The organism is Mangrovicoccus algicola (assembly GCF_014903745.1).
Taxonomy (GTDB): Bacteria; Pseudomonadota; Alphaproteobacteria; order Rhodobacterales; family Rhodobacteraceae; genus Mangrovicoccus; species Mangrovicoccus algicola.
The window spans coordinates 48,550-68,847 of sequence record NZ_JACVXA010000008.1 but is presented as its reverse complement, the minus strand read 5'-3'; the positions used below and the strand labels follow the sequence as shown (position 1 = coordinate 68,847).

14 protein-coding genes are annotated in these 20,298 nt (G+C 65.3%); 1 reads left to right on the top strand and 13 read right to left on the bottom strand.

The window, feature by feature from the left end; genetic code table 11:
- Positions 1 to 1,239 (top strand): glycosyltransferase family protein, encoded by a 1,239-nt coding sequence (locus ICN82_RS04130; protein WP_193179930.1) that lies wholly within the window; start codon positions 1 to 3, stop codon positions 1,237 to 1,239.
- A 9-nt stretch (positions 1,240 to 1,248) separates the two neighbouring features.
- On the opposite strand, the gene yihA is transcribed toward ICN82_RS04130, so the two are convergent.
- From yihA to secE, 13 genes are all read right to left on the bottom strand, one after another.
- On the bottom strand, positions 1,249 to 1,905 hold the full coding sequence (yihA, locus tag ICN82_RS04125) for a ribosome biogenesis GTP-binding protein YihA/YsxC (RefSeq protein ID WP_193179928.1): 657 nt from the start codon (positions 1,903 to 1,905) through the stop codon (positions 1,249 to 1,251).
- A gap of 54 nt (positions 1,906 to 1,959) precedes the next feature.
- The gene (locus tag ICN82_RS04120; protein ID WP_193179926.1) at positions 1,960 to 2,700 is read right to left on the bottom strand and encodes an MOSC domain-containing protein; all 741 of its coding nucleotides are present in this window, start codon (positions 2,698 to 2,700) and stop codon (positions 1,960 to 1,962) included.
- The gene (gene yidC / locus ICN82_RS04115) at positions 2,697 to 4,514 is read right to left on the bottom strand and encodes a membrane protein insertase YidC (RefSeq protein WP_193179924.1); all 1,818 of its coding nucleotides are present in this window, start codon (positions 4,512 to 4,514) and stop codon (positions 2,697 to 2,699) included. Before yidC ends, ICN82_RS04120 begins: the two co-directional genes overlap by 4 nt.
- Before the next feature lie 209 nt (positions 4,515 to 4,723).
- Positions 4,724 to 6,256, bottom strand: a complete 1,533-nt coding sequence (locus ICN82_RS04110) for a putative bifunctional diguanylate cyclase/phosphodiesterase (protein WP_226898277.1) — start codon at positions 6,254 to 6,256, stop codon at positions 4,724 to 4,726.
- 304 nt (positions 6,257 to 6,560) lie between these two features.
- Positions 6,561 to 7,301, bottom strand: a complete 741-nt coding sequence (locus ICN82_RS04105; RefSeq protein ID WP_193179922.1) for a hypothetical protein — start codon at positions 7,299 to 7,301, stop codon at positions 6,561 to 6,563.
- Between the two features lie 357 nt (positions 7,302 to 7,658).
- Positions 7,659 to 11,942: a DNA-directed RNA polymerase subunit beta' gene (gene rpoC, locus ICN82_RS04100; RefSeq protein ID WP_193179920.1), complete on the bottom strand. Its 4,284-nt coding sequence runs from the start codon at positions 11,940 to 11,942 to the stop codon at positions 7,659 to 7,661.
- Positions 11,943 to 12,011: 69 nt separating this feature from the next.
- A complete protein-coding gene (gene rpoB, locus ICN82_RS04095; protein ID WP_193179918.1) occupies positions 12,012 to 16,148 on the bottom strand; it encodes a DNA-directed RNA polymerase subunit beta in 4,137 nt (1,378 codons plus the stop codon).
- Positions 16,149 to 16,390: 242 nt separating this feature from the next.
- The gene (gene rplL / locus ICN82_RS04090; RefSeq protein ID WP_193179916.1) at positions 16,391 to 16,771 is read right to left on the bottom strand and encodes a 50S ribosomal protein L7/L12; all 381 of its coding nucleotides are present in this window, start codon (positions 16,769 to 16,771) and stop codon (positions 16,391 to 16,393) included.
- A gap of 67 nt (positions 16,772 to 16,838) precedes the next feature.
- Positions 16,839 to 17,357, bottom strand: a complete 519-nt coding sequence (gene rplJ, locus ICN82_RS04085; RefSeq protein WP_193179914.1) for a 50S ribosomal protein L10 — start codon at positions 17,355 to 17,357, stop codon at positions 16,839 to 16,841.
- Positions 17,358 to 17,742: 385 nt separating this feature from the next.
- Complete coding sequence (rplA, locus tag ICN82_RS04080) at positions 17,743 to 18,444, bottom strand: 50S ribosomal protein L1 (RefSeq protein WP_193179912.1); 702 nt, start codon at positions 18,442 to 18,444, stop codon at positions 17,743 to 17,745.
- Between the two features lie 3 nt (positions 18,445 to 18,447).
- Entirely contained in the window at positions 18,448 to 18,900 is a 453-nt protein-coding gene (rplK, locus tag ICN82_RS04075) for a 50S ribosomal protein L11 (RefSeq protein WP_193179909.1), read from the bottom strand.
- 146 nt (positions 18,901 to 19,046) lie between these two features.
- A complete protein-coding gene (gene nusG, locus ICN82_RS04070; protein WP_193179907.1) occupies positions 19,047 to 19,580 on the bottom strand; it encodes a transcription termination/antitermination protein NusG in 534 nt (177 codons plus the stop codon).
- Between the two features lie 155 nt (positions 19,581 to 19,735).
- Positions 19,736 to 19,936, bottom strand: a complete 201-nt coding sequence (gene secE / locus ICN82_RS04065; protein WP_193179905.1) for a preprotein translocase subunit SecE — start codon at positions 19,934 to 19,936, stop codon at positions 19,736 to 19,738.
- Positions 19,937 to 20,298 lie beyond the last annotated feature (362 nt).

Sequence of the window (20,298 nt, the reverse complement as noted above, 5' to 3'; positions counted from 1 at the left end):
ATGGCCGACTTCCACCAGAACGGCAATATCGCCCAGTTCCACAACCTCCGCGCCCGGCCGCTGGAGGAGATGATCTACGAGATCGAGGCCTATGCCCAGACCCGGCGGATCAGCCTGATCCTGCCCTCGCTCTATTCCGAGCTGGAGGGCCCGGCCCTGGCCAACATCCTGGCCGAGCTCGGCAAGGTGCGCTACCTGCACCGGATCATCATCGGGCTGGACCGCGCGGATGAACGCCAGTACCGCATGGCCCGCGATTTCTTTTCCCGCCTGCCGCAGAACCACGTGGTGATCTGGAACGGCTCGCCGCGGATGCAGGGGATCGAGGCGCGGCTGGCCGGTCTGGGCCTGGCGCCACCGGAACCCGGCAAGGGCAAGAATGTCTGGACCTCGATGGGCTACCTGATCGCCTGTGCGGATTCGGCGGTCATGGCGACGCATGACTGCGATATCGTCACCTATGACCAGGGGATGCTGGCGCGGCTGGTCTATCCGGTGGCCAATCCGAATTTCCCCTACCAGCTGTCCAAGGGGTTCTACCCCCGGATTGGCGAGGGCAAGCTGAACGGGCGGGTGACGCGGCTTCTGGTGTCGCCCTTGCTGATCGCGCTGAAGAAGGTGATCGGCGATCGCGACTACATCGATTACCTGCGCAGCTTCCGCTATCCGCTGTCGGGCGAGTTCGCGCTGCGCACGGGGATCCTGCCCGATCTGCGCATCCCGTCGGATTGGGGGCTGGAAATCGGCGTCCTCTCCGAGGCCTGGCGCAACCTGGGCCCGGGCGCTGTCTGCCAGGTGGAAATCTCGGATGCCTATGACCACAAGCACCAGGAGGTCAGCCCCGACGAGGCCAGCGACGGGCTGAACCGCATGTCCACCGATATCTGCAAGGCGATCTTCCGCAAGCTGGCCGTGGACGGCACGGTGTTCTCCACCGACACGTTCCGCACGCTGAAGGCGGTCTATTACCGCCGCGCGCTGGACATGGTGGAGGTCTATGCCCATGACGCCAAGATGAACGGGCTGAGCCTGGACCGGCACAGCGAGGAACGCACGGTCGAGCTGTTCGCCGACAACATCACCCGCGCCGGGCAGATCTTCCTGGAAAGCCCGCATGCCACCCCCTCCATGCCGAACTGGAGCAGGGTGCACGCGGCGGATCCCGCGCTGATGCAGGACCTGAAGGCAGCGGTCGCGGCGGATCAGGCGGAATTCGCGCCGCTGGACTTCGCGGTGTGACCGGCGGCGCTAGTCCGCCAGGAGGCCGTTGATCGTGCTGCGCAGGGTCGGGATGCCCTCGCCCTTTTCCGACGAGGTCAGGATCAGCTCCGGATAGGCGGCGGGGTGTTTCGCCAGCGCCTTGCCGACCTGTTCCAGCAGGGCAGGGTATTCGCTGGTCTTGATCTTGTCGGCCTTGGTCAGCACCACCTGGAAGGTCACGGCCGCCTTGTCCAGCAGCGTCAGGATCTCGTCATCGACCTTCTTGATGCCGTGGCGGCTGTCGATCAGGACGAAGGCGCGGCGCAGGGTGGGGCGGCCCGAGAGATAGGCGCGCATCAGCTCCTGCCATTTCGCCACCGTGGCCACCGGCGCATTGGCGAAACCATAGCCGGGCAGGTCGACGAGGTAGAGCGCATCGCGTTCGAAATAGTTGATCTCCTGCGTCCGTCCGGGCGTGTTCGACGCCCGGGCCAGCCCCTTGCGTCCGGTCAGCGCATTGATCAGCGAGGATTTCCCGACATTGGAGCGCCCGGCAAAGCAGATCTCCAGCCTGTCGGCCGGGGGCAGGCCCGACATGGCGACGACGCCTTTCACGAAACTCGTCTCGCCGGCGAAAAGCTTGCGCCCGGCCTCGCGGGACAGCTCGTCGGGCTCCTCGGCAAGCGGAAAGGACATCTGCGTCATCTGGGGTCTCCGGGTTGCGGGGGCGGGCACCGCGCGGGGCGCGCGCGGCTGCGGTCAGATCAGGGTGGCGGTATCGCCCGGGGCGATGCGGCCGGGGGACAGGACGCGGGCATAGACGCCGAAATCGCGATGGCCCCAGCGTCCCGAGAGGGTGCGCAGCACGTCCAGGTCGCGCGTCCCGGTTTCGGGGCTGGCATGGGTGGCCAGGCAGCGGGTATTGCGCTCGACGACCTCCAGCACCGCGTCGCCGATCGCCAGGCGGCGGCCGACCCAGTCCCATTCGGCCCAGGCGGCGGCGCCCCCGATCCACAGGTTGCCGCGGAAACGGCGCATGTCGAGGGTTTCCTGTCCGAGCGCGGCCGCCAGCTCGGCCAGCGAGGCGAGGTTCAGCACCGAGACGGAGGGGTAGGCCATGTCGGACATGCCCTCGGGCGGGGCCTTCACCAGCCTCTCGGGGCGCGGCAGCCCCTCGGGCCAGAGATCGCCGAGCCAGGCAATCAGCCGGTCTCCCTCGGTCGCGGGATCGAATTGCAGCGGCGCGCGGTCGGGGTGGCGCAGGATCAGCCCGTCCCCGGTGGTCTGCGCCGTGACCGCCATCAGCCGCGGGCCGTTGGCACCGCGCAGGAAGCCCGCGCATTTCTGCCAGCCGCCGGTCGCCTCGACCCCCTCGCGCAGCATCGCCCAGGCGCGGTCCCCCGAAACGGGACGGCCCGGCTCTAGATGAGCCGAGCCGAGCCGTTCCGTGCCGATGCCCTTGACGGGATGCCGCCAGATATGGGCAAGGCGCATGGTCATTTGGCGTCCTTCTTCTTCCGTTTCAGGAAGCCGAAGCTGGACTTGATGTTGCCGAAAATGTCCGGCTTGTAGCCATGGCGCCGCATGATCGTGTATTGCTGGATGAAGGTCAGCGTGTTGTTGGTGATCCAGTAGAGCACCAGGCCGCTGGCGAAATTGCCCAGCATGAACATGAAGACCCAGGGCATCCAGGCAAAGATCATCTGCTGCGTCGGGTCGGAGGGCGCCGGGTTCAGTTTCTGCTGCAGCCACATCGAGACGCCCAGCAGGATCGGCAGCACGCCGAGGCTGAGGATCGCGAAGAAGCTGGCCGGGTCCGGCACGCCCCAGGGCATCAGCCCGAAGAGGTTGAGGATCGAGGAGGGATCGGGCGCCGACAGGTCGCGGATCCAGCCCAGCCAGGCGGCGTGACGCAGTTCCAGCGTGACGAAGATCACCTTGTAGAGCGAGAAGAAGATCGGGATCTGCAGAAGGATCGGCAGGCAGCCCGCGGCGGGGTTGACCTTTTCCTTCTTGTAGAGGGCCATCATCTCCTGCTGCATTTTCATGCGGTCGTCGCCGGCCTTCTCCTTGATCTTCTCCATCTCCGGCTGAAGTTCCTTCATCTTCGCCATCGAAGCGTAGGATTTGTAGGCCAGCGGGAAGAGGATGATCTTGAGGATCAGCGTCAGCACGATGATCGACCAGCCCATGTTGCCGATGATCGCGTGCAGTTCGTGCAGCAGCCAGAAGATCGGCTTGGTCAGGAAGAAGAACCAGCCCCAGTCGATGGAGTCGATGAAGCGGTCGACCCCTGCAGCCTGGTAATTCTTGATGGTTTCCCATTCCTTGGCGCCCGCGAAAAGCTGCGACGTGATCTCGCGGGTTTCGCCGGGAGCGACGGTGACGGTCGGCAGGCGCGTCTCGGTCTGGTAGATGTCGCTGCCGGGGACGTATTTGGCCACCGAGGTGAACCCGGATCCCTGCGCCGGGATCAGCGTCGTCATCCAGTACTTGTCGGTGAAGCCGATCCACCCCTTGTCGGCGACGCTCGTCACCTCCGCCGGGGCCTGTTCGCGCGCCACGACATCCAGGTCGGGCATCTTGTTGTACTTGATTTCCTCCAGCGCGCCGTCGCTCATCCGCACGACGCCTTCGTGCAGGATGAAGAACTTCTTGCTGTCAGGTTCCCCGTGGCGGGCGACAAGGCCGTAGGGGGCCAGGCGCTGCTGGGTTTCGGTCGTGTTCTCGACGCTCTGGGTCACGGAGAACATGAACTTGTCGTCGATCGAGATCGTGCGGCGGAAGACCAGGCCCGCGCCATTGTCCCAGATCAGGCTCACCGGTGCGCCCGGGGCAAGGGTTTCGCCGCTTTCCACCTGCCAGGGCGTGGTGGCGCCGGGCACGGCGGCAAAGTCCAGGTCGCCGCCCGGCGCCCAGCCGAACATCGCGTAATAGGCCTGGGGCTGCCCCACGGGGCTCAGCAGGCTGACCTCGGCGCTGCCGGGGTCGAGAGACTCGTGGTAGTTGCGCAGCGACAGGTCGTCGATGCGGCCGCCGGTCAGCGCGATGGAGCCGGTCAGGCTGGGCGTGTCGATGGCGATCCGGGGGCTGTCCGCCGCGGCTTCCCCGGCCGCGGGCGGCGCGGTGCCACCCTCCTGGGCCAGGCCGGGCGGCGTGGCCGCGGTGGTTTCCCCGGTCGGCGCGGCGGTCTGCTCCGCGACGGGCGCTTCGGGCTGCGGCGGCTCCTGCGGCGGGAACAGGAAGAACCAGCCCATCAGCACGACAAAGGACAACACCGTCGCCAGAATCAGGTTCTTGTTTTGATCATTCATCGCACACGCAGCCTTCGGGTTTCCAGATGGGCCGGTTCAACAGGCGAGCGGTGGAAAGGTCAAGCAGATATAGGCAAAACCGGGGTTTCCGCCGGAATTGACGGGACCCGAAAGCCCCCTGCGTTGCGCGTTTCGCTGCGGTGCGGAAGGCCGGATTCGGCCCGCACCGGGGCAGGTTACCCGCCGTCTCGCCGGGCTGCGGCGGCGGATCAGCCGGTCCTGCGGCCGATGACCGGCGGGGAGGCAAGCTTGGCCTCGTGATCCGCCAGCCATGCGATCGTGTCCTCGAAGGGCATGGGGCGCCCGACCCCGTAGCCCTGGACATGGCCGCAGCCCAGCTGGGCCAGCATCGTGTGTTCCCCGACGCTTTCCACCCCTTCGGCGATCGTGTCGAGATCCAGCCGTTCGGCCATGGTCAGGATCGCGGCGACCATCCTCTGCTGTTCCCGGTCCTCATGGACGCCCAGGACGAAACTGCGGTCGATCTTCAACCGGCTGACGGTGAAGCGGCGGATATTCGTGATGGAGGAATGGCCGGTGCCGAAATCATCCAGGTCGATGCGGCAGCCCAGCTTCGAAAGCGCGACGATGTTGCGGCTGACGGCGTCTTCGGTTCCGTCGGAAATGACATTCTCCAGCACTTCGATGGTCAGGCGGTCGGGGGCCAGGCCGAACCGGTCCAGTTCCCAGGCGATGCGATCGACCAGCGTCGGGTTGCGCAGTTCCTGCAGCGAGAAATTCACGCCGACGGTCGGGACGGCGGTCTGGGCACGGTCCCACGCCTTCAGCGCCGAAAGGCCGTGATGCAGGATTATCTCCCCCAGGCGTTCCATCAGGCCCGCAGCCTCTATCGCCGGCAGGAAATCGGCCGGGGGGATCAGGCCGCCTTCGGGATGCGACCAGCGCGCCAGCGCCTCGAAGCCGGTCACGCGTCCGGTATCCGTGCTGACCTGGGGCTGGAACCACGGGCGGATCTGCCCTGTTTCCAGGGCCTCGCGCACATCCGTCACCAGGCGCGCCCGGGATGTGAGGCGTTGATGCAGTTCGACCGAATAGGTTCGGATGGAGCCGGGCCCGTGACGCTGAGCCTCCGCCAGCGCGGCCTCGGCGCAATCCAGCAGGGACCGGCCCGTGGCCTCGGGCACCCGGTCGGGCAGGGCGAACCCGGCCGAGACGGAGATCTGCGCGCTGGCCCCGTCCAGAAGGATCGGTTCCGCCGCCGATGCCTGCAACCGGCCGCAGATGGAGAGCAGGGTTTCCAGGTCGGGGCCCGGCACGGGGGACAGGACGATGGCGAAGATGCCGTTGCCGAAACTGCCCAGCATGTCGTTGCGGCGGATTGCGGCCTGCATCCGGCGGGCAATCTGCAGCTGGATGGTGTCCGCCGCGCGCAAGCCCAACCGACTGGCGAGAAGCGCGAAATCATCGATCGCGATCAGGATGCAGGCGGTGCTTCGCCCGGTCACGCGGCTGTCCTGCAGCATGGCGCCTGCCCGGTCTTCCAGCTGGCTCCGCCGGATGTCGAAGGGCGTGCGCCATCGGCCGGGATCGGTGCCGCGGGCCCGCAGGGCCCACAGGATCCAGATGGCAGGCGGCAGGCCGACCGCCGCGGCATAGAGCCCGGCCTCGCCGAAAAGCCAGAAGGCCGCGATCATCAGGGCGGGCATGGCGCCCAGCATCCCCGGAGCGCCGAAAAGGCCGTCGCGGCGGGTCGGGTGCCAGCCGGGGAAATGCCATCTCATCTTTCGTCGTCCATCCTAGCTGTCGGAGCCAGACTAGGAGGCAGGGGTCATTCAACCGTTAATCCGGGCGGGGCGCCCCGCGGAAACTGCATCGAATTCTATGGTCTGCGCCGCGGCTAGGCGGCGGTCCGTCGGTTGGCGCCGGGCGCCCTCGCGCCGCCGCATCGCCCTGTTCCCGACCATTGGCCCCGTCTTTCCGTCCGGTCGCGGGCCATCGCGAAGGGGCCCGGGGCGGCAGCGCGGGGTGGATTTCCTCCGGTCCGGTTCGAAGGCTCCTCGGCGCCGCGATCCCCGCGGGCAGGGGCTAAAGCAATCCGAAGCAGCGGCCGAGCGCGTTGTAATGGATCAGCCGCGTGGCCTTGGTATCGGCCAGGTGGTGGTCCGGCGCGCCGGGCATATGGTGGCCCGCGATGCGCGGGGCCTTGCCGGAGCCCGCGGGGGGCTGGGAAATCTCGTCATTGATGTCGAAATACCGCAGCCCGCGGGATGCGGCGAGGTCCCGAAGCCCGGCATTGAAGGCCAGATGCATGGCGTTCTGCGCATCATGCCCCAGGATATGCGGTTTGATCTGCGCCATCGCGTCGTCCAGCTGCACATTGCCCGTCTCCAGGATCAGGCGGCTGACATAGGCGGCGGCAAAGATGTCGGACTGAAGCGCCGTGAGATTGACGCCCTTCAGGGCGATCTCGCAGCCGGAGGGAAGCAGATGGTCGATGAAGCCGTCGTAGATGTCGAGCAGCCAGGCGGGATAGGTGCCGGGATCGACCGGTTCGCCCTTGATCGCGGCGCGATAGCAATACCCGAGTTCCAGATCGACCTGGCCGAAGCACAGGGCGAGGTGCCTGGCATCGGGCAGGACGGAGAGGATCTTCTCTCGCACGCCCAGCGTGGAATTGCTGCTGCGGAACCCCGAGAGGGAGGCTGCCCGGATCGACCCGCCGGTGACCGTGAAGCGCAGCGGGCGGCCGAGTTCCAGCCGGTGCCGGTAGTGGCGCCTGCCGTAGAACAGGTAGGAATGGCTGTCGCCGTATACATGAACCTTCACGGCAGGTCCGGTCCGCCTGCGGGCAGCGGGCCCGGCCCGGGTCGACTGCGGGGCCTGCGGCGGCTCACCTGCGGGATCCTAACTCCGGCGGGATGGCTCCGTCGCGGAAAGAGGGCGGGCGGAGGTTTCGGTCATGTTGATGCGCCCTGTCTGGTTGCCAATTTCCAGTCACCCCTCCGGAGGCTGTGCAAGCACGTTTCGGTTTGACGGTACCATGTCGCCGGGCAGGCGCAATCATATACATGTCGTCCCGCCGGAGCTTCGGTGCGGTCCGCCTCGCAACCGGAACCTGCGCGGGCAAAAGAAAAGGGCCCCCCGCATGGCGGGGGGCCCTGGCTGTCGGCAGCCGGAGCGGGATCAGTCCTCGCGGCGTTCCGGCAGGTCGACCAGACCGTTGTCATCGGCACCGCCGAAGACGTCATCGCCCAGAACCTGGCCGAACCCGCCCGACATGTCGTCAGATTCGGGCGCAGCGAGGGCCAGCGCGGCTTCCGCCTCTTCCTGGCGCGCCTCGATGACCTTGGCGTCGCGGTCGGTGGCGATCCGGCGGATCCGCTGGGTCGCGCCGCCGGTGCCTGCCGGGATCAGGCGGCCGACGATGACGTTTTCCTTCAGGCCGACCAGCTTGTCGCGCTTGCCCTGGACCGAGGCCTCGGTGAGCACGCGGGTGGTCTCCTGGAAGGAGGCCGCCGAGATGAAGGAGCGCGTCTGCAGCGACGCCTTGGTGATGCCCAGAAGGATCGGCTCGCCCGATGCCGGACGGCCGCCCTTGGACTCCGCCTTGGCATTGGCCTCGTCGAACTCGACCTTGTCGACATGCTCGCCCTTGAGCAGCGTGGTGTCCCCGGAATCCAGGATTTCCCACTTCTGCAGCATCTGGCGGACGATCACCTCGATATGCTTGTCGTTGATCTTCACGCCCTGCAGCCGGTAGACCGCCTGGACCTCGTCGATCATGTAGTCGGCAAGCGCCTCGATGCCCATGATCCGCAGGATGTCATGCGGGGCAGGGTTGCCGTCGAGGATGTAGTCGCCCTTCTGGACGAAGTCGCCCTCGGCCACCGGGATGTGCTTGCCCTTGGGCACCATGTACTCGACGGGTTCCAGCGTCTCGTCCACGGGGTCGATGGTGATGCGGCGCTTGTTCTTGTAGTCGCGGCCGAATTTCACGTAGCCGTCCAGCTCCGCGATGATCGCGTGATCCTTCGGACGCCGCGCCTCGAACAGTTCCGCCACCCGCGGCAGACCGCCGGTGATGTCCTTGGTGCCGCCGCCCTCGCGCGGGATCCGCGCGACGATGTCGCCCGGCTGCACCTCGGTGCCGTCTTCCAGCGACAGGATCGCGTCCACCGACATCGGGTAGGTGATCGGACGCCCCTGCTCGTTGCGCATGGGCTGCCCGTCCTCGCCGACGATGATGATTTCCGGCTTCAGCTCGTTGCCCTTGGGCGCGGTCCGCCAGTCCATCACGATCTTCTGCGACATGCCGGTGGCGTCATCGACATCCTCGCGCACGGAGATGCCCGCGACCAGGTCGACGAATTTCACCTTGCCCGCAGCCTCGGCGATCATCGGCAGGGTGAAGGGGTCCCATTCGAAGAGACGTTCGCCGCGCTTGATCTCCTGGCCGTCCTTGACCCAGAGCTTGGAGCCGTAGCCGACCTTGTGCGTGACCAGGTCGTCGCCATTCTCGGCCACGATCGCCAGAACCAGGTTGCGGCCCATCACCAGGATGTCGCCATTGGCGGCGGTCATCAGGTTGGGGTTGCGCAGTTCCACCCGGCCCGACTGGCTGGATTCCTGGAAGGACTGCTGACCGCCGCCCTGCGCCACGCCGCCGATGTGGAAGGTCCGCATCGTCAGCTGGGTGCCGGGTTCGCCGATCGACTGGGCCGCGATGATGCCGACGGCCTCGCCGATATTCACCGGGGTGCCGCGGGCCAGGTCGCGGCCGTAGCACCGGGCGCAGACGCCATCCTCGGTATCGCAGGTCAGCGGCGAGCGGATCTGCATGGTCTGGATGCGCGCTGCCTCGATCAGGTCGGCCTTGCGCTCGTCGATCAGCTCGTTGCGGGCGACGAGCAGTTCCTCGGTGCCCGGGCGGAACACGTCCTCTGCCGCGGTGCGGCCCAGGATGCGCTCGCTGAGCGAGGAGACGACTTCGCCGTCATTGACGGCCGCCTGCGCGGTGATCGAGCGGGAGCCGCCGCAATCATCCTGGCGGACGATGCAGTCCTGCGCCACGTCGACGAGACGACGGGTCAGGTAGCCCGAGTTCGCGGTCTTCAGCGCGGTATCCGACAGACCCTTGCGGGCGCCGTGGGTCGAGTTGAAGTACTCGAGAACGGTCAGGCCTTCCTTGAAGTTCGAGATGATCGGCGTCTCGATGATCTCGCCATTCGGCTTGTTCATCAGGCCGCGCATCCCGCCCAGCTGCTTCATCTGGGTGACGGAGCCCCGCGCCTTGGAGTCGGCCATCATGAAGACCGAGTTCGGTTCGCCGTCCGACCCGTCCTCGTTCACCGGCAGTGCCTTGATCGCGGACATCATGGCTTCGGTCACGCGGTCGTTGCATTTCGACCAGGCGTCCACCACCTTGTTGTACTTCTCGCCCTGGGTGATCAGGCCGTCCATGTACTGCTGTTCGAATTCCTTCACCTGGTCGCGGACGCCATCGACGATCTCCCACTTGTTGTCGGGGATCACCATGTCGTCCTTGCCGAAGGAGATGCCGGCGCGGAAGGCTTCGCGGAAGCCCAGCGTCATGATCTGGTCGCAGAAGATGACCGACTCCTTCTGGCCGCAATAGCGGTAGACGGTGTCGATGACCTGCTGGACCTCGCCCTTCTTCAGGAGGCGGTTGACCAGCTCGAAGGGCGCCTTGGCATTCAGCGGCAGCAGCGCGCCGACCTTGAGGCGGCCGGGCGTGGTCTCGTAGCGCTTGACGATTTCCAGGCCGTTATCGTCGATCTGCTTGACCCGCGCGGTGACCTTGGCGTGCAGATGCACGGCACCCGATGCCAGCGCGTGCTCCACCTCTTCCATGTTGGCGAAGACCATGCCCTCGCCGGTCATGCCGGCACGCTGCAGCGTGACGTAGTAGAGGCCGAGGATCATGTCCTGCGACGGAACGATGATCGGCGCGCCGTTGGCGGGCGACAGCACGTTGTTCGTCGACATCATCAGGACGCGCGCTTCCAGCTGGGCCTCGAGGCTCAGCGGCACGTGCACGGCCATCTGGTCGCCGTCGAAGTCGGCGTTGAACGCGGAACAGACCAGCGGGTGCAGCTGGATCGCCTTGCCCTCGATCAGGACCGGCTCGAAGGCCTGGATGCCCAGACGGTGCAGCGTCGGTGCGCGGTTCAGCATCACCGGGTGCTCGCGGATCACCTCGTCGAGGATGTCCCAGACCTCGGGGCGCTCCTTCTCGACCAGCTTCTTCGCCTGTTTCACGGTGCTCGACAGGCCCTTGGCCTCGAGGCGCGAGTAGATGAACGGCTTGAAGAGTTCGAGCGCCATCTTCTTGGGCAGGCCGCATTGCTGCAGCTTGAGTTCGGGACCGGTCACGATCACCGAACGGCCCGAGAAGTCGACGCGTTTCCCCAGAAGGTTCTGGCGGAACCGGCCCTGCTTGCCCTTCAGCATGTCCGACAGCGATTTCAGCGGACGCTTGTTGGCGCCGGTGATCACGCGGCCGCGGCGGCCGTTGTCGAACAGCGCATCGACGGATTCCTGCAGCATCCGCTTCTCGTTGCGGATGATGATGTCCGGCGCGCGCAGCTCGATCAGCCGCTTGAGGCGGTTGTTGCGGTTGATGACGCGGCGATACAGGTCGTTCAGGTCGGAGGTCGCGAAGCGGCCGCCATCCAGCGGCACCAGCGGACGCAGTTCCGGCGGAATGACCGGGATGACCGTCATGATCATCCATTCCGGACGGTTGCCGGATTCGAGGAAGCTCTCGACGATCTTCAGGCGCTTGATGATCTTCTTGGGCTTCAGCTCGCCGGTGGCCTCGGCCAGGTCGGCGCGCAGCTGCTCGGCCTCGGCTTCGAGGTCGATCATCGACAGCATCTCGCGGATCGCCTCGGCGCCGATATTGGCGGTGAAGGCATCCGTGCCGTACTGGTCCTGGGCGTCCATGAACTCTTCTTCGGACAGCATCTGGCCCTGGGTCAGGTCGGTCAGACCCGGCTCGATGACCACGTACTGTTCGAAATAGAGGATCCGCTCCAGGTCACGCAGCGTCATGTCCAGCATCAGGCCGATGCGGGAGGGCAGGGACTTGAGGAACCAGATATGCGCGACCGGCGAGGCCAGCTCGATATGGCCCATGCGCTCGCGGCGGACCTTCTGCAGCGTCACCTCGACGCCGCATTTCTCGCAGACGACGCCGCGATACTTCATGCGCTTGTACTTGCCGCACAGGCATTCGTAATCCTTGATCGGACCGAAGATGCGCGCGCAGAACAGGCCGTCACGCTCGGGTTTGAACGTGCGGTAGTTGATCGTCTCGGGCTTCTTGATCTCGCCATAGGACCACGACAGGATCCGTTCGGGGGAGGCGAGGGAGACCTTGATCTCGTCGAATTGCTTCGGCGGGGTCAGGGGGTTGAACGGGTTGTTCACGAGTTCCTGGTTCATTGGGCTATCCTTGAAATTGCGCGGAAAAAGGAGCGGCGGGCCCGGAGGCCCGCCCGGGGGCGACCCCGGTTACTCCGACCCCTCCGCGTCCAGGAGTTCCATGTTGAGGCCCAGACCCCGGACCTCCTTGACGAGAACGTTGAACGATTCCGGCACGCCGGCCTCGAAATTGTCCTCGCCCTTGACGATGCTTTCATAGACCTTGGTGCGGCCCGCGACGTCGTCCGACTTGACCGTCAGCATTTCCTGCAGGGTGTAGGCGGCGCCGTAGGCTTCGAGTGCCCAGACCTCCATCTCCCCGAAGCGCTGGCCGCCGAACTGCGCCTTGCCGCCCAGCGGCTGCTGGGTGACCAGCGAGTACGGGCCGGTCGAACGCGCGTGGATCTTGTCATCCACCAGGTGGTGCAGCTTCAGCAGGTACTTCACGCCGACGGTGACCTTGCGGGAGAACTCGTCGCCGGTGCGGCCGTCGAACAGGCGGCTCTGCCCGGAGGTGGAGAAGCCCGCGCGGGTCAGCGCATCGTTGATGTCGTGCTCTTTCGCGCCGTCGAAGACCGGGGTCGCGATCGGCACGCCGCCGGTCACGTTGCCCGCAGCCTCCAGCAGCTGGCCCTCGTCCATGCCTTCGATGCCTTCTTCCCAGACATCGTCGCCATAGGCGATCTTCATCGCATCCTTCACCGGGGTCAGGTCGCCGTTATGCTTGTAGGACTGCAGCGCCTCGTCGATCTGGATGCCCAGGCCGCGCGATGCCCAGCCCATGTGGGTTTCCAGGATCTGACCCACGTTCATCCGCGACGGAACGCCCAGGGGGTTCAGCACGAAATCGACCGGGGTGCCGTCCTCGAGGAACGGCATGTCCTCCATCGGCACCACGCGCGAGATCACGCCCTTGTTGCCGTGGCGGCCGGCCATCTTGTCGCCCGGCTGCAGCTTGCGCTTCACCGCCACGAAGACCTTGACCATCTTCATCACGCCCGGAGGCAGGTCGTCGCCGCGGCGGACCTTCTCGACCTTGTCCTCGAACCGTGCATCGAGGGCGCGCTTCTGCGCCTCGTATTGCGCGTTCAGGGCCTCGATCATCTGCGCCTCGGCCTCGTTCTCCAGCGCGAGCTGCCACCACTGGCCGCGGCTCAGGCCCGAGAGCAGTTCCTCGGTGATCTCGGTGCCCGGACGGATGCCCTTGGGACCCTTCACCGCGGGCTTGCCCAGGATCATGTCCTTGAGGCGCGCGTAGATGTTGCGCTCCAGGATGGCCAGCTCGTCGTCACGGTCGCGCGACAGGCGTTCGACTTCCTCGCGCTCGATCTGGATCGCGCGCTCGTCCTTGTCGACGCCGTGCCGGTTGAACACCCGCACTTCGACGATCGTGCCGTAATCGCCCGGGGGCAGGCGCAGCGAGGTGTCGCGCACGTCGGAGGCCTTCTCGCCGAAGATGGCGCGCAGGAGCTTTTCTTCCGGCGTCATCGGGCTTTCGCCCTTCGGCGTGATCTTGCCCACGAGGATGTCGCCCGGACCGACTTCGGCGCCGATATAGACGATGCCCGCCTCGTCGAGGTTGCGCAGGGCTTCCTCGCCGACATTGGGGATGTCGCGGGTGATCTCTTCCGGGCCCAGCTTCGTGTCGCGGGCGGCGACTTCGAATTCCTCGATATGGATCGAGGTGAAGACGTCGTCACGCACGATGCGTTCCGAGATGAGGATGGAGTCCTCGTAGTTGTAGCCGTTCCACGGCATGAAGGCGACGATGACGTTCTTGCCGAGCGCCAGTTCCCCCATGTCGGTGGACGGGCCGTCGGCGATCACCTCGCCCTTGACCACGATGTCGCCGACCTTCACCTGCGGCTTCTGGTTGATGCAGGTATTCTGGTTCGAGCGCTGGAACTTGCGCATCCGGTAGATGTCGACCCCGGCATCGCCGAGTTCGAGATCCTCGGTGGCGCGGACCACGATCCGGGTCGCGTCGACCTGGTCGATGATCCCGCCGCGCTTGGCCATGATCGCCGCACCCGAGTCGCGGGCGACGACCTGCTCGATCCCCGTGCCGACCAGCGGCGCGGTGGCCTGCAGCAGCGGAACCGCCTGACGCTGCATGTTCGAGCCCATCAGGGCGCGGTTGGCGTCGTCGTTTTCCAGGAACGGGATCAGCGAGGCCGCGACCGAGACCAGCTGTTTCGGCGAGACGTCGATCAGGTCGACGCTTTCGCGCGGGTTCAGCGTGTAGTCGCCCGACATCCGGGTGTTGACCATCTCGTTGGTCAGCCGGCCCTCGTCATCCAGCGACGCGTTCGCCTGGGCGATCACGTGGCGCTGTTCCTCGGTGGCGGACATGTAGTGGACCTCGTCGGTCACCTGCGCGCCCTTCACCACCCGGTAGGGGGTTTCGATGAAGCCGTACTTGTTCACGCGGGCAAAGGTCGCCAGCGAGTTGATCAGACCGATATTCGGGCCTTCCGGCGTTTCGATCGGGCACATCCGGCCGTAATGGGTCGTGTGGACGTCGCGGACCTCGAAGCCCGCGCGCTCGCGCGTCAGACCGCCCGGGCCAAGCGCCGAGAGACGGCGTTTATGCGTGACTTCCGACAGCGGGTTGGTCTGGTCCATGAACTGCGACAGCTGCGAGGAGCCGAAGAATTCGCGCACCGCCGCGGCCGCGGGTTTCGCGTTGATCAGGTCCTGCGGCATGACCGTGTCGATCTCGACGGAGGACATGCGTTCCTTGATCGCGCGCTCCATCCGCAGCAGGCCGACGCGGTACTGGTTTTCCATCAGCTCGCCGACGGACCGGACGCGGCGGTTGCCGAGGTGGTCGATGTCATCGACCTCGCCCTTGCCGTCGCGCAGTTCGACCAGCGCCTTGATGCAGGCGATGATGTCTTCCTTGCGCAGCGTCCGCTGGGTGTCCTCGGCGTCGAGCGCCAGGCGCATGTTCATCTTCACCCGGCCCACGGCCGAGAGGTCATAGCGCTCGCTGTCGAAGAACAGGCTGTCGAACAGGGTCGAGGCGGCCTCGACGGTCGGCGGCTCGCCCGGGCGCATGACGCGGTAGATGTCCATCAGCGCGCCGTCGCGGCCCAGGTTCTTGTCCGCCGCCATGGTGTTGCGGATGTAGGGGCCGACATTGATGTTGTCGATGTCGAGAACCGGGATCTCGGTGACGCCGGCATCCAGCAGGGTCTTCAGCGTGCCGCCGGTGATCTCGCCGTCCTTGTCGAGATCCCAGGTCAGCTCGTCGCCGGCCTCGACATAGATCGCGCCGTTTTCCTCGTTGATGATGTCCTTGGACACGTAGCGGCCGACGATGTGGTCGAAGGGGACCAGCAATTCGGTGACGGTGCCTTCGTCCAGCAGCTGCTTGACCTTGCGGGGGGTCATCTTCTGACCCGCCTCGCAGATGATCTCGCCGGTGGCGGCATCGACCAGGTCATAGGTCGGGCGGGTGCCGCGGACACGCTGCGGGAAGAATTTCGTGACCCAGCCGCGCGAGCCGTCGAGACGGAAATTCACCGTGTCGTAATAGGCGTCGCAGATGCCTTCCTGGTCCAGCCCCAGCGCATAGAGCAGGGTGGTCACGGGCAGCTTGCGGCGGCGGTCGATGCGGGCGAAGACGATGTCCTTGGCGTCGAATTCGAAATCCAGCCAGGAACCGCGATAGGGAATGATCCGGCAGGCGAAGAGCAGCTTGCCCGACGCGTGGGTCTTGCCCTTGTCATGGTCGAAGAACACGCCCGGCGAACGGTGCATCTGGGACACGATCACGCGCTCGGTGCCGTTGACGATGAAGGTGCCGTTCGGCGTCATGAGCGGCATGTCGCCCATGAACACGTCCTGCTCCTTGATGTCCTTCACGGACTTGGCGCCGGTATCCTCGTCGACATCGAACACGATCAGGCGCAGCGTGACCTTCAGCGGCGCGCTGTAGGTCATGTCGCGCTGCATGCATTCTTCGACGTCGTATTTCGGCTTCTCGAGCTCGTACTTGACGAATTCGAGAACGGCGGTCTCGTTGAAGTCCTTGATCGGGAAGACGGACTGGAAGACGCCCATGATGCCTTCGCCGTCCATCGGCTGAAGCGCATCCCCGGATTTCAGGAACAGTTCATAGGAGCTTTTCTGAACCTCGATGAGGTTCGGCATCTCCAGAACTTCGCGGATGCGGCCGTAATACTTGCGGAGTCGTTTCTGGCCGAGGAAGGACTGAGCCATGCGCGTCGTCACCTTTCGTGTTTCGTCAACGTGCGGCCCGGTGGGGTGGCCGGTTGCACGCCGATGAAATCAGGGGGATCGGTCCATTCCTGGCTCCCGTCCCAAGGGGAGCCGCTCGACCGGTCCGCACCCTGGAGAGGGGCAGGGGAATGCCCCTCTCCAAGACGCGGATAGCTGGACCCGGAAAATCCGGATCCAGCCACCGAATGATGCAATCAGCCACGCGACATGCGCGCAGGCGATTACTTGAGCTCGATCTCGGCGCCGACTGCTTCCAGCTTCGCCTTGATGTCTTCTGCTTCGGCCTTGTCGACGCCTTCCTTGACGGGCTTGCCGCCGGCTTCGACCAGTTCCTTGGCTTCTTTGAGGCCCAGGCCGGTGATGCCGCGGACTTCTTTGATGACCTTGATCTTCTCGGCGCCTGCGGCCTTGAGGATCACGTCGAATTCGGTCTGCTCTTCGGCAGCAGCGGCTGCTTCGCCGCCGGCCGGGCCGGCCATCATGACGGCGCCGCCCGCTGCGGGTTCGATGCCGTACTCATCCTTCAGGATGGTTTTCAGTTCTTGTGCTTCGAGCAGGGTCAGGTTGACGATTTGCTCTGCGAGTGCTTTCAGATCAGCCATTTCTCTGGTTCCGTATATCTAGATGTGTTCCAACGCGAGGTTCTTGCGGCCCCACGCGGTTCCCATGTCACGCGGCCTCGCCGCGCTCCTCGATCGTCGAAAGGATGCTTGCGATGTTGCTTGCAGGCGCGCCAATGGCCCCGGCGATGTTCGACGCAGGTGCACCGATGCAGCCGACGATGGAAGCGATGAGCTCCTCGCGCGACGGCATCTGGGACACGGTCTTCACACCGTTCCGGTCCAGAACCGTATCTCCCATTGCCCCGCCCAGGATCTGGAACTTCTCGTTCCCCTTGGCGAAGTCCTCGGACGCCTTGGCTGCTGCCACGGGATCCTCGGAATAGGACAGTACGGTCATGCCCGTCAGCAGGTCCCCCATGGCTTCCGCCGGGTGGCCTTTCAGGGCGATCTTGGCGAGCCTGTTCTTGGCAACACGCACAGACCCGCCGGCATCGCGCATGCGCGCCCGCAGATCCTGCATTTCGGCAACCGTGAGACCCGCGTAGTGTGCAACCACCACGACGCCAGAGCTTTCGAAGATCTGGCCGAGTTCCTCGACCACTTTCTCTTTCTGGGCTCTATCCACAGTTTTGCTCCAAGTTTGAGGAGTTTCCCCCTCGGCTCATGTCTGCCGGGCACGGGGCCCGACGTTCGGGTCCGGTGATGGTCCCGAGGCCAGATCGCCAGAGAGCAGGCAGGGCCTGATCCCAGAGAAACGTCTCGATCCCCATCTCGGGAAGGACATTAAGCGCCTTCGGTCAGCCCCTGGCGGCTTCCCTCGACGCACCCTCCGTCTCGGACAGACCGCACGAATCGTCTTGTGGGACATTTCATGCGGGAGACCGTTCCCTAGCGGCGAACGCAGGGAAAGGAAAGGGGTAATCTTTCCTTTCCCCGGATTGCCGCCGGGCGGTCACGCAAAAGGGACGGCATCTGGCGATGCCGTCCCTCCGCAAGCCTGCGTGGCTGGATCAGACCGCGGTTGCCGCGTTCTCGACCGCCACCGACACGCCCGGCCCCATGGTGGAGCTGAGCGAGATCTTCTTCAGGTACGCCCCTTTGGCGCCCGAGGGCTTGGCGCGGGACACCGCCTCGACGAAGGCGCGGATGTTCTCGGCCAGCTTTGCATCGTCGAAGGAGCATTTGCCCACGCCCGCGTGGATGACGCCGGCCTTCTCGACCTTGAACTGGACCTCGCCGCCCTTGGCGTTCGACACGGCCTGCGCGACATCCATGGTCACGGTGCCGACCTTGGGGTTCGGCATCAGGTTGCGCGGGCCCAGGATCTTGCCCAGTCGGCCGACGACCGGCATCATGTCCGGGGTCGCGATGCAGCGATCGAACTCGATCGTGCCGCCCTGGATGATTTCCATCAGGTCCTCTGCGCCGACGATGTCCGCGCCTGCGGCCTTGGCTTCGTCAGCCTTGGCGCCGCGGGCGAAGACGGCGACGCGGACGGTCTTGCCGGTGCCGTTGGGCAGCGTGACCACGCCGCGGACCATCTGGTCCGCGTGGCGCGGGTCGACGCCCAGGTTCATCGCGATTTCCAGCGTCTCGTCGAATTTCGCGGAAGCGGCGCCCTTGATCAGGGAGACGGCATCCTCGACGGACAGGTTTTCCTTGCCGACGAAGGCTTCGCGGGCGGTCTTGGTGCGTTTACCGAGCTTTGCCATGACTTAGCCTTTCACCTCGATGCCCATGGACTTCGCGGAGCCCAGGATGATCTGCATTGCCGCATCCACGTCGTTCGCGTTGAGGTCCTTCATCTTGGACTCGGCGATCTCGCGGACCTGGGCGACGGTGACGGTCGCGATGATGCTGCGGCCCGGCTTCTCCGACCCTTTCGGGCGGTTGCGCTTGCCGACGGGCTTCAGACCGGCAGCTTTCTTCAGGTAGTAAGACGCGGGGGGCGTCTTGATGTCCATCGTGAAGGACTTGTCCTGATAGTAGCTGATCACGGTCGGGCAGGGCGCGCCCGGCTCCATGTCCTGCGTCTTGGCGTTGAACGCCTTGCAGAATTCCATGATGTTGATGCCGCGCTGACCCAGGGCGGGGCCCACGGGAGGGGACGGGTTCGCTTGGCCGGCTTTCACCTGAAGCTTCAGGGTGCCGATCAGTTTCTTGGCCATCTGGCCTCTCCTTCTGACAAGCGGCGGATCGCTCCGCCTTCAACGGCCGCCGACGCGTCGGTGGCCCTTCGTTGCCGTGGTCTGGTCCCGGACGCGTCCGGGGAGCCTCCCACGCCTCGTGCGCCTGCCCGGAGGCAGGCACGGACTCAGATCATCTTGGTGACCTGGGTATATTCCAGCTCGACCGGGGTTTCCCGGCCGAAGATCGACACCGTCACCTTCAGGCGCTGGTTGTCCTCGTCCACCTCGCCCACGAGCCCTTCGAAATCCTCGAACGGGCCGTCGGCGACCTTGACCTTCTCGCCGATCTCGAAATGGATCAGCGTGCGGGGCTGCTCCACCCCTTCCTCGACCCGGTTCAGGATCTGGTTCACCTCGGCGTCGCGCATCGGCATCGGCTTGCCCTGCGGCCCCAGGAACCCCGTGACCCGGTTGATCGAGTTGATCAGGTGATAGCCCTGATCGGTCATTTCCATCCGCACCAGAACGTAGCCGGGCATGAAGCGGCGCGGGACCGAGACCTTCTTGCCGCGGCGGATCTCGATCACCTCTTCCTCGGGGACGAGAACCTCTTCGATCTGGTCCTCAAGTCCCTTCTCGGCGACCTCGTGGCGGATCTGTTCCGCGATCTTCTTCTCGAAGTTCGAGAGGACGCTGACCGAGTACCACCGTTTCGCCATGTTGCCTTATCCTTGTCCCGCCCGTGGCGGCTCGTCCCCTTGTGGAACAGACAAGCACGCCGCGAATCGCGGCATGCCACGTTTTGAGTGAGAGTGCGTGCTAGACCCCGAGCCGGGAAATGGCAAGAGCCGTTTTCCGCCCCGGAAGCGGCCGGTCAGCTGCCGAAAGCCGTCAGGACCGATTGCAGCCCGAAGCGGATGCCCATGTCCACGACCGTGAAGAACAGCGCGAAGATCGCCGTCAGGACGATGACCATCAGGCTTGTGATCAGGACCTCGCGGCGGGTGGGCCAGGCGATCTTGGAGATCTCGCCGCGCACCTGCTGGATGAACTGAACGGGGTTGGTTGTCGCCATGGTCTGCCCTCTCTGAATGCCGGGGCAGATACCGCCTGCGGGCCGGTTGTTCAAGCCCCGCGCCGCATGCCGCGTTGCGGGTGTCGTCGGTCTGCGTCTGGAAAGTGGCAGGGGCAGCAGGGTTCGAACCCGCGACCTACGGTTTTGGAGTCCGTATCAAATCGCTGATTGAATTGGATATTTTTGTAGAATAGGCAAGGAACCGGGCACCTAAAGTCAATGGCTTACAAGCGAACTGTAAACCGCAGGACGGTGCTCAAACTCAAAAGTCCGCACAAAGTGGAATGACATGCCTGATAACCGACCGTTACTGCCGAAGGGGGCCACCCTACGGCAAGCGCAGAAGCTCGCAAAGTCCCGCA

Coding starts and splice junctions, on each gene's coding strand:
- rpoC (WP_193179920.1), bottom strand. CDS start 11,942: ATGAACCAGGAACTCGTGAACAACCCGTTCAACCCCCTGACCCCGCCG.
- rplK (WP_193179909.1), bottom strand. CDS start 18,900: ATGGCCAAGAAACTGATCGGCACCCTGAAGCTTCAGGTGAAAGCCGGC.
- ICN82_RS04120 (WP_193179926.1), bottom strand. CDS start 2,700: ATGACCATGCGCCTTGCCCATATCTGGCGGCATCCCGTCAAGGGCATC.
- secE (WP_193179905.1), bottom strand. CDS start 19,936: ATGGCGACAACCAACCCCGTTCAGTTCATCCAGCAGGTGCGCGGCGAG.
- yihA (WP_193179928.1), bottom strand. CDS start 1,905: ATGACGCAGATGTCCTTTCCGCTTGCCGAGGAGCCCGACGAGCTGTCC.
- ICN82_RS04130 (WP_193179930.1), top strand. CDS start 1: ATGGCCGACTTCCACCAGAACGGCAATATCGCCCAGTTCCACAACCTC.
- rpoB (WP_193179918.1), bottom strand. CDS start 16,148: ATGGCTCAGTCCTTCCTCGGCCAGAAACGACTCCGCAAGTATTACGGC.
- rplA (WP_193179912.1), bottom strand. CDS start 18,444: ATGGCAAAGCTCGGTAAACGCACCAAGACCGCCCGCGAAGCCTTCGTC.
- ICN82_RS04110 (WP_226898277.1), bottom strand. CDS start 6,256: ATGAGATGGCATTTCCCCGGCTGGCACCCGACCCGCCGCGACGGCCTT.
- nusG (WP_193179907.1), bottom strand. CDS start 19,580: ATGGCGAAACGGTGGTACTCGGTCAGCGTCCTCTCGAACTTCGAGAAG.
- rplL (WP_193179916.1), bottom strand. CDS start 16,771: ATGGCTGATCTGAAAGCACTCGCAGAGCAAATCGTCAACCTGACCCTG.
- yidC (WP_193179924.1), bottom strand. CDS start 4,514: ATGAATGATCAAAACAAGAACCTGATTCTGGCGACGGTGTTGTCCTTT.